The sequence below is a fragment of the Frankia sp. CeTa3Moorea genome (genome assembly GCF_978021225.1).
This window is the reverse complement of record NZ_CDXDOR010000164.1, coordinates 1-9,514: the sequence shown is the minus strand read 5'-3', so window position 1 is coordinate 9,514 and position 9,514 is coordinate 1. Positions and strand designations below refer to the sequence as shown.

Sequence of the window (9,514 nt, the reverse complement as noted above, 5' to 3'; positions counted from 1 at the left end):
AACGGGCCTTGCTCCTGGCGTACCGGCAGGCCAAACACCGGATGCGGATACCGGCTGGCGGCGCACAGTTTCCGCTCGATCTCAAGGCCGGGTCCGGCATCGAGATCGAGCGTGATATTCGGCTGGTTTTGCAGGAGAAGGCCGCTGAACTGATCGCAGCGGGCCGCCCGACCGTCATCGAGGTATCCCTGCCGCACGGTCAGACCGCCACGCTGGTGTGCAGGAAGGTACAGACGCACTCCGCGGTGGCCGGACTGGCCGTCGAGGTCGCCTTTCCCTTCGGGCCGCCCCGTCGCCTTATGACCAGCGCCGCGGCCGTGGCAGGACACCTCAACAGCCAGCCGCAGGGGGCCGACGCCGGTGCCCCGTCGGCGCCGGGGCTTTTCCTGCCGTATGCCGCGCTTAGCGCGCCCAGGCCGATGCCGCGCCCGCCGGCCAGTGCACCCGACGCCACCCGCCCGGCCAGCACACCCGTGGCCAGTACCTACCCGGACAGCCGGCAGCCCGCCATCGGCGCGTCGCTGCTGGCCATCGGGGAACAGGGAATCGGCCGTCTCGCGGTGGCGGCACGGCGACGCCTCACCCTGCTGTACGAGGCCAGTATGCACATCGGGACCACCCTCGACGTGACCCGGACCGCCGAGGAACTGGCCCAGGCAGCCGTGCCCGAACTCGCCGACGTCGTCACGGTGGACCTGGCGGAGTCTGTCCTGCGGGGCGAGGACTCGCTGCATCCGACCGCACTGCTGCGTCCGAACGCACTGCTGCGCCGCGCCGCCCTGCACGGCATCCAGGAAGGCCTCGCCCTCTACCCGGCCGGTCACCAGATCAGCTTCCTGCCCTCCACGCCGCAGGCCCGGTGCCTGGCCAGCGGGCGGGCGGTGCTTGAGGCCGACCTGCACGCCGCTCCCGGCTGGCAGGCCCAGGACCCCGAACGCGTCGAGCGACTCCTCGCGCAGGGGATCCACTCGCTCATCACCGTTCCCCTGTGCACCCGCGACGTAATGTTCGGGGTGGCCAGTTTCTACCGCTCCCGGCAACCAGAGCCCTACGAGGACGACGACTTGGCCCTGGCCGAGGAGTTGGCCGCCCGCGCGGCGCTGTGCCTGGACAACGCCCACCGCTACACCCGCGAACGACAGCTGCACCACCAGGCCCTGCACGATCCGCTGACCGACCTGGCGAACCGCACGCTGTTGACGGCCCGACTGCAACGCGGACTTGCCCGGCGCCTCCACGACAATACGCAGGACAATACGCAGCTTGCACTACTGTTCTGCGACCTCGACGACTTCAAGAGCGTCAACGACAGATTCGGGCACGCGGCCGGCGACGACCTGCTTCGCGTAACCGCGGATCGGCTGACGAGTTGCGCCCGTACCACCGACACGGTTGCCCGCATCAGCGGCGACGAGTTCGCGGTCCTACTGGAAGGTGGCTGCGTCGACCCCGAGTCCATCGGGCGGCGGATCCTGGAAACACTCCGCGTACCCTTGGTACTCGCCGGAACGGTTCATACAATCCAGGCCAGCATTGGGCTGGTCGTTGTCGACCCCGGCACTCAGGCCACCGCGGAAAGCGTGCTGAAACAGGCGGACTCCGCCATGTATGCCGCAAAACGGCGGGGTAAGGGCACCCTGGTGGTGTACCGGCCGGAGCTGTGCCCCGCCAGCGCCGAGGATGCCCTGCGCACCAGCCTCACCCACGCCGTACGCGGCGAGGATGGCGGCGGTACCCTCGACGTCAGCTATCAGCCGATCATCGAGCTCCACACCGGTCGGACCGTCGGTGTCGAGGCGGCGCTTCGGTGGGACGACCCGTCCTCCCGACCCGCTCCCCACCACCGTCTCATCCCCACCGCCCAGCAGACCGGGCTGGCCCCCGCACTGGAGCACATCCTGCTCGACCGGGCCTGCCGTGACCTCGGCCGCTACCGAAGCACGGGCCATCCGGAGGTGGCCCTCCACATCCCCGTCTCGATCCTCGATGCCGCTGAGGCCTGGTTCACGACCGAGGTGGTCAGTGCCCTGACCGTCCACCACCTGCCACCCGACGCTCTCGTGCTCCGCGTCGTCGGCGCGACGCACCACACCGATCAGGCCGCCCTGCGGGCGCTGCGCGGACTGGCCGCACGAGGCATCAGGCTCGCGATCATCTGTCCCAGCGCCGAGGACCTCTCGTTCGATCCCCTTCTGCCACTCCCCGTCCAGATCATCGTGCTCGACGCCACCGCCACCCGGCAGCTGACCGACGGCCGCACCCCCGGGGAAGAAGAAAACGACGGCACGTTGCGCACGGCGTTCCTCGCCACCATCCGCGGGCTGGGCATCTCACTGCTGGGCACCGGCATCACCGACGCGAAGCAGGCCGCCACCCTCGCGCACAGCGGCTGCGACCTCGGCCAGGGCAGCCTCTTCGGCGGACCCGCACCGCTCGCCGACATCCCCGGCAGGTATCCGGCATGAGGTAGCTGCCATGTCTCCAGTGCGTGGCACTGGCCCCCAACTCTCCAGTGCGTGGCACTGGCCCCCAACTCTCCAGTGCGTGGCACTGAAAATGCCTTGACCTGATGTTGGGTTGACGTCGTAGGGTCGCAACACGTTTGCAATGTGGTTACCCACCGTTGTCGCGATCTACCGGTTCGACCACCAGCCGCCACCGAGAGGGACCGTATGCTGATCCGACTTCTGCGGGCTCACCTCGGCCCCTACGGCCGGCCGATCTCGATACTGGTCCTTCTGCAGCTGGTGGCGACGATCGCCATGCTCTACCTCCCCACCCTCAACGCTGACATCATTGATCGTGGAGTGGTCATCGGCGACACCGGCTACATCATGCGTATCGGTGGACTCATGCTCGGTGTCAGCGTCGTGCAGATCGTCTGCGCCGGCGCCGCCGTCTTCTTCGGAGCCCGGACGGCGATGGCGCTCGGTCGGGATATCCGGGCGTCGGTGTTCGACCGGGTCCAGTCGTTCTCAGCGCGGGAGGTCGGCCGCTTCGGTGCGTCCTCACTGATCACCCGGGCCACGAACGACGTGCAGCAGGTGCAGATGCTGATGTTGATGAGCTTCACGCTCATGGTCTCCGCGCCGATCATGTGCCTGGGCGGCATCATCCTGGCGGTCAATCAGGATGCCGGGCTCTCGCTCCTGCTCGTCGCGATCACTCCGGTCCTCGCGGTGATTATCAGCTTGATCGTGCGACGGATGCGGCCGCTGGGCCGGGCGATGCAGGAGCGCCTGGACACCGTCAACCGGATCCTGCGGGAGCAGATCACCGGACTCCGGGTGATCCGCGCTTTTGTCCAGGACGATTATGAGCGGCGCCGGTTCGCGGTGGCTGACGCCGAACTGACCGACGTCTCGTTGCGGTTCGGCCGACTCATGGCGTTGATGTTCCCGCTAGTGCTCACCGTGGTCAACTTCTCGAGCGTGGCCGTACTGTGGTTCGGTGCTCACCGTATCGACGCCGGCCAGATGCAGATCGGCGCGCTGACGGCCTTCCTCAGCTACCTGATGCAGATCCTGATGTCGGTGATGATGGCCACCTTCATGTTTATGATGATTCCCCGCGCCGAGGTGTGCGCGGAGCGCATCCAGGAGGTGCTCGAGACCGACTCCACGGTCCTGCCACCGCGGAACCCGGTGCGGGAGCTGCGCCGCCACGGTGACCTGGAACTGCGGGGCGTCGGGTTCCACTACCCGGGAGCGGAGGCGCCGGTCCTGCGCGGAATCAGCCTGTGCGCCCGGCCGGGTCAGACCACAGCCATCATTGGCAGCACCGGTAGCGGCAAGACGACGCTGCTCGGTCTGGTCCCGCGGCTGGCCGACGCCACCGAGGGTGCCGTCCTCGTCGACGGCGTCGACGTCCGCGATCTCGACCCGGCGCTGCTCGCCCGGACCGTCGGCCTAGTTCCACAGAAGCCGTATCTGTTCTCCGGCACCGTCGCGACCAATCTGCGTTACGGAAATCCGGACGCCACCGAAGACGAACTGTGGCGCGCGCTGGAGATTGCGCAGGCGAAGGACTTCGTCGAAGCCATGCCGGACGGTCTCGGCACCGCGATCGCCCAGGGTGGCACGAACGTCTCCGGCGGCCAGCGCCAACGGCTCTCCATCGCCCGCGTGCTCGTTCACCGCCCGGAGATCTACCTGTTCGACGACTCCTTCTCGGCCCTCGACTACGCCACCGACGCCCGTCTGCGCAGGGCGCTCGCCCACGAGACCTCCGCCGCGACCGTGGTGATCGTTGCTCAGCGGGTCGCCACCATCCGGGATGCGGATCAGATCATCGTGCTGGACCACGGTGAGGTGGTCGGCGTCGGCACCCACCAGCAGTTGATGGCCGACAACACCACGTACCGCGAGATTGTGCTCTCCCAGCTCACCGAGGAAGAGGCGGCATGAGCAGCCCGGTACCGGTACCGCGCCGCGGTCCGGCCCCGACGGCCGGGCCCGCTCGGTTCTTCATAGGCCCGGGCGCGACGGAGAAGTCGATGGACTTCGCCGCCTCGAGCCGCCGACTGCTCGGACTGCTGCGACCGCAGCGTCACCTGCTGATCGCCGTCGTGGTCCTGGCAACGTTGAGTGTCGGTCTGAGCGTGATCGGTCCTCGCCTGCTCGGCCACGCCACCGACCTGGTGTTCGCGGGGATCTTCAGTCGGCGGCTGCCCGCCGGCAGCACGAAGGAGCAGGCGGTCGCGCAGCTGCGTGCCACCGGCCACGGCACCCAGGCGGACCTGCTCGCCTCGCTCGACGTGACCCCCGGTCATGGCCTGGACTTCGATGCCATCGGTGTCGTGCTGCTGGGGGTCGTGCTCGTCTACGCGGTGTCCGGGCTGTGCGGTGTGCTCCAGGCCCGGCTGGCGAACCTGGCCCTGCAGAGAGTGATCAGTGATCTGCGCCGCGACGTCCAGGCGAAGATCTCGCGGTTGCCCATCCGTTACTTCGACGGTCAGCCGCGAGGCGAGGTGCTCAGCCGGGTCACCAACGACATCGACAACTTCGGGCAGAGCCTGCAGCAGAGCATGTCGCAGATCGTCGTGTCGACGCTGACGATCGTGGGCGTGCTGTCGATGATGCTCTGGATCTCCTGGATCCTTGCCCTGATCGCGCTGGTCACGGTGCCAGTATCGATCATGGTGGCGACCCGGGTCGGCAAGCTGGCTCAGCCCCAGTTCGTCGCTCAGTGGCGGATCACCGGTGGTCTCAACGCCCATATCGAGGAGATGTATACCGGGCACACGCTCGTGCGGGCGTTCGGCCGGCAGGAGGAATCCGCGGAGATCTTTCGTGAGCAGAACGAGCGGCTCTACGCCGCCAGTTGGCGCGCGCAGTTCATCTCCGGTCTCATGCAGCCCTCGATGTTGTTCATCGGAAACCTGAACTACGTGCTGGTAGCGGTGATCGGCGGCCTGCGGGTCGCGTCCGGCTCGCTGTCGATCGGTGACGTCCAGGCGTTCATCCAATACTCTCGGCAGTTCAGCCAGCCGTTGTCCCAGGTTGCCAGCATGGCGAACCTGGTGCAGTCCGGGGTGGCCTCCGCGGAGCGGGTGTTTGACCTGCTCGACACCGTCGAGCAGGAACCCGACCGGGCGGTTCCGGCGCATCCGGAGCGGCTTCGTGGCCGGGTGGCCTTCGAACACGTCTCCTTCCGCTACGAACCGAACAAGCCGTTGATCGAGGACCTGTCACTCGTCGCGGAACCTGGTCACACCGTCGCGGTCGTCGGGCCGACCGGTGCCGGCAAGACCACTCTGATCAACCTGCTGATGCGCTTCTACGAGGTCACCGGCGGACGGATCACCTTGGACGGGGTCGATGTCGCGGCGATGTCCCGGGATGAACTGCGGGCCAGCATCGGCATGGTCCTGCAGGACACCTGGCTGTTCGGCGGAACGATCGCGGAGAACATCGCCTACGGTGCGGAGGGCGCCACCCAGGAGCAGATCGTGGCGGCGGCCCGCGCCGCGCACGTCGACCGGTTCATCCGCACCCTTCCCGCGGGTTACGACACCGTGCTCGACGACGAGGGGGTCGGCGTGAGCGGCGGGGAGAAGCAGTTGATCACCATCGCCCGTGCCTTCCTCGTGGAACCTCTGATCCTGGTTCTCGACGAGGCGACGAGCTCGGTGGACACCCGTACCGAGGTCCTCATCCAACGGGCGATGTCGACCCTGCGGGCGGGCCGGACCGCGTTCGTCATCGCGCATCGACTGTCGACCATCCGGGACGCGGACACCATTCTTGTGATGGAGAACGGAGCCATCGTCGAACAGGGCACCCACATCGAACTCCTGGCCGCCGGCGGCCCGTACTCCCGGCTGTACCAGTCCCAGTTCGCCCAGGCCGTCGTCGAGATCTGACCGTCGAGATCTGACGCGAGCGGTTGCGCCACCGGCTTGTGCGTGTGACAGCGGGGATGAGCGCGAGCCGGACGGCTCGTTAGGTGAACTCTGACAAGAAAGCGGATCGGGATCGCTCCAGTCGACCCTGAGCGGTTAGCATGCCATGCCTTCCCGGGATGCAACAGTGCCGATGGTCGGCGAACGGTACCGATGGCCGGTGCGGGCTCTTTCGGCGATGATGTCGGTGGAGGTGGGGGATGGCGAAGGATGAACCGGCGGACCCGCGGCTGCCACGAGGGCCCTCCTGGGCTGCGCAGGTCGGCCCGGGGCGGGCTGAGGACATCGCCGAGAGACTGGCCGCGGAGGAGTCCACCGAGACGACCCTCGAAGCATCCGGCCGGTGACCGGCGGCCCGCGGAGCTGACGACCGAGCAGGCGCTCGACGTCGTGGCGCAGCTCGCGGCGGTCGGCGTGGACGAAGTCACGCTCATCGGCGGTGAGGCGTTCCTGCGCCGCGACTGGTTGACGATCGCGGCCGAGATCACCCGCCGGGGCATGGGATGCACGGTCACGACGGGTGGATACCGGATGAGCGCGGCCATGGCGCGCGGACTGCGCACGGCGGGTGTCGAACAGTGCTCGGTGTCGGTGGACGGGATGGCCGCCACCCACGATCGCTTACGCGACCGGAAGGGCTCGTGGCAGTCGTGTTTCACGACGATGGAACGGCTGCGCGCCGCCGGCGTCGAGGCTACCTGCAACACCCAGATCAATCGTCTGACCGTATCCGAACTGCCCGAGCTGTACCGGCGGCTGCGGGCCGCGGGCGTCGTCGCCTGGCAGTGGCAGCTGACCGTTCCGATGGGCAACGCGGCCGACCACGCCGAGCTCCTGCTCCAGCCGGTCGAGCTGCTCGAGGTGTTCCCGATGCTTGCCCGGATCGCGCGTCGCGCCCGCCGGGACGGCATCCGCGTCCATGCCGGCAACAACGTCGGCTACTACGGCCCTTACGAAAGGCTGCTGCGCTCTCCCGAGGGGTCGGCCTTCTGGGCGGGATGCCAGGCCGGGTTGTCCACGCTCGGCATCGAGGCGGACGGCACAATCAAGGGTTGCCCCTCGTTGCCGACCCGGGACTACGCCGGGGGCAACATCCGCGACCGCAGCCTCACCGATCTGCTGCGTGACGCTCCCGAGCTGGCGGTCAACATGGCGGCGGGGACGCCGGCCGCGGTCGAGAACCTGTGGGGCTTCTGCCGCGGCTGTGCGTACGCGGACGTCTGCCGCGGCGGCTGCACCTGGACCGCCCACACTTTCTTCGGCCGCGCCGGCAACAATCCCTACTGCCATCACCGGGCGCTGACACATCAGCGCGCCGGGGTGCGGGAACGGCTGGTCCAGGTCGCCCCGGCGCCGGGGGAGCCATTTGACCATGGACTGTTCTCCGTCGTCCAGGAAGACCTGGACGCGCCCTGGTCCCTGACCGACCGGCCCCGCCTTACGGCCGAGGAGATCCACTGGCCCCGTGACTGGATCGACTGACGGTTCCTCGCCGTCTCGGGAGGTGCCCAACCCGGGACGTGCGCCAGGTCTGGGATCCGCCCCGGTCGAGGCTGGCCGAGGTCCGGGCCGGCTCGGGTCCGGGCCGGCTCGGGTCCGGGCCGGCTCGGGTCCGGGGGCGCCGGGTCAGGACCTGCGCCAAGTGGAGATGTGGACGGTGCTGGCCGCGGTGAAGGGCGCACTATCCCAGCCACCGTACCGGTCGACCAGTGCCAGGCCGGCGAGCCGAGCCATGAGATCGAGTTCGGCGGGCCAGGCGTGGCGCAACTCCACCGGAGATAGGTGTCGATGCCGTGGTCGGTGATGGCGCTGTGGCGGCTATGGATCCGCTGGGTGGAGCGGTCGAGTATCGCGGTGTTCAACCGGGTCTCGTCGTCGGCGGTCGTGGTGACCCGGACGTTCTGCCCGCGGTCGAACAGGGAGAGTTCCGGTACGAACGCCTCCAGGATGAACACCCCGCCGGGCCGCAGGCGGGCGGCGGCCGAGGCGAAACACCGTTCCTGGTCAGCCTGGGTCAGCAGGGCGAAGAACGTGCCGAACACGACGTAGACGAGGCTGAACGAACCTCCTGGAACGTCGATGTCGGCGAAATCCCCGATCGTCACCGGCAGTTCCGCGCCGCCGGGTTTCGCCCGCAGCCGCCCAACCATGCGCTCGGAGGCGTCGATCCCGGCTACCGGAATTCCACGCGCCGCCAGCGGCAGGGCGATTCGCCCGGTCCCGATTCCGAGTTCCAGTACCGGCCCGTCGCCGGCCCGTTCCGCGGGGAAGTCGACGACCGCGCCGATCTCCTCGACTCGGGAAACCACGAGATTCCACCGGTCGTAGACATTTGCGATCCGGTCGCCGTACTCGGCCGGATCCGCTTTTCCGGGTTTCGTCACCATGCCGACATCGTGACAGTTACCCGGCCAGCCGGCATTCGAATTTTCGCCGTTCTCCGACCGGAAGAAATCAGTTGACGCGCGACGTGGACCGCGGCTTTCATGGAAGAATTATTCCACGCCTCGATGCGTGTCCATTCAGGGGTGGGCGGGCGTGGCCCGCTGACCTTGGGGTTTGTGGTGGGGGGACACGTCGTGGACGTTGCTTGATCGGCGTGGTTGGGCGTGGGGGATCAGGGGTGTGGCTGATCCGTCCGCGTTGTGGGAGCGGCGTCTGGCGGCGGCCGAGGCGCGGATTGAGGGGCTTGCCGAAGGGCTGGTCGAGGCCCGGTCGGCGAACGAGAAGCTGGCGGCGGCGAACGAGCGGCTGCGGTGGGTCGTTGCGGACGCGGCCGCACGTCATGAGTCGCAGCTCGCCGCGGCGCGGGCTGAGGGGGACCGGGCGTGGCGGCGGGTCGCCGGGCCTGAGCTTGAGGTCGCTGACCTGCGGCGGCGGCTGTCGATGGACAGTACGAACTCCTCCGTGCCGCCGTCGAGGGAGCCGATCGGTGCGAAGGAGAAACGGAAGGCGCAGCGGCGGGCCTCGTCGGAGCGGGTCCGTTCGAAGGACCGGAAGCCGGGCGGGCAGCCGGGGCATCCCGGTGCGGGGCTGAGCCGGGAGGCGGGGCTGGATCGGTCGTTACCGGCGGATCCGCCGGCGGAATGTTCGTCGTGCCAGGCGGATCTT

At 68.4% G+C, this 9,514-nt stretch carries 5 protein-coding genes and 2 pseudogenes; 6 read left to right on the top strand and 1 reads right to left on the bottom strand.

Features of this window, described 5'->3' with window-relative positions; all coding sequences use genetic code 11:
- The 5 genes and pseudogenes from AC08OV_RS20850 to AC08OV_RS20830 form a co-directional block, all read left to right on the top strand.
- Nucleotides 1-2,465: putative bifunctional diguanylate cyclase/phosphodiesterase (locus AC08OV_RS20850; RefSeq protein WP_476620159.1), on the top strand; the 2,465-nt coding region annotated here is incomplete at its 5' end.
- A 207-nt stretch (nt 2,466-2,672) separates the two neighbouring features.
- Entirely contained in the window at nt 2,673-4,406 is a 1,734-nt protein-coding gene (locus AC08OV_RS20845) for an ABC transporter ATP-binding protein (protein ID WP_476612608.1), read from the top strand.
- Nucleotides 4,403-6,364 carry an ABC transporter ATP-binding protein gene (locus tag AC08OV_RS20840; RefSeq protein WP_476612609.1) on the top strand — a complete coding sequence of 654 codons (1,962 nt, stop codon included), beginning with the start codon at nt 4,403-4,405 and terminating at the stop codon, nt 6,362-6,364. The genes AC08OV_RS20845 and AC08OV_RS20840 overlap by 4 nt, the downstream gene beginning before the upstream one ends.
- A gap of 239 nt (nt 6,365-6,603) precedes the next feature.
- Nucleotides 6,604-6,750, top strand: coding sequence for a hypothetical protein (locus AC08OV_RS20835; protein WP_476612610.1), 147 nt, complete (start codon nt 6,604-6,606; stop codon nt 6,748-6,750).
- A gap of 43 nt (nt 6,751-6,793) precedes the next feature.
- Nucleotides 6,794-7,678 (top strand): annotated as a pseudogene (locus AC08OV_RS20830) (radical SAM protein); the annotation flags it as partial.
- Nucleotides 7,679-7,710: 32 nt separating this feature from the next.
- Here the strand turns inward: AC08OV_RS20830 and AC08OV_RS20825 are convergent.
- Nucleotides 7,711-8,790, bottom strand: coding sequence for a class I SAM-dependent DNA methyltransferase (locus AC08OV_RS20825; protein ID WP_476620158.1), 1,080 nt, complete (start codon nt 8,788-8,790; stop codon nt 7,711-7,713).
- 229 nt (nt 8,791-9,019) lie between these two features.
- Here AC08OV_RS20825 and AC08OV_RS20820 point away from each other — a divergent pair.
- Nucleotides 9,020-9,514 (top strand): annotated as a pseudogene (locus AC08OV_RS20820) (IS66-like element ISFsp11 family transposase); the annotation flags it as partial.

Excerpts from the sequence above, each read along its gene's own strand:
- AC08OV_RS20845 (WP_476612608.1), top strand. The coding sequence starts at position 2,673 with ATGCTGATCCGACTTCTGCGGGCTCACCTCGGCCCCTACGGCCGGCCG.
- AC08OV_RS20840 (WP_476612609.1), top strand. The coding sequence starts at position 4,403 with ATGAGCAGCCCGGTACCGGTACCGCGCCGCGGTCCGGCCCCGACGGCC.
- AC08OV_RS20835 (WP_476612610.1), top strand. The coding sequence starts at position 6,604 with ATGGCGAAGGATGAACCGGCGGACCCGCGGCTGCCACGAGGGCCCTCC.
- AC08OV_RS20825 (WP_476620158.1), bottom strand. The coding sequence starts at position 8,790 with ATGGTGACGAAACCCGGAAAAGCGGATCCGGCCGAGTACGGCGACCGG.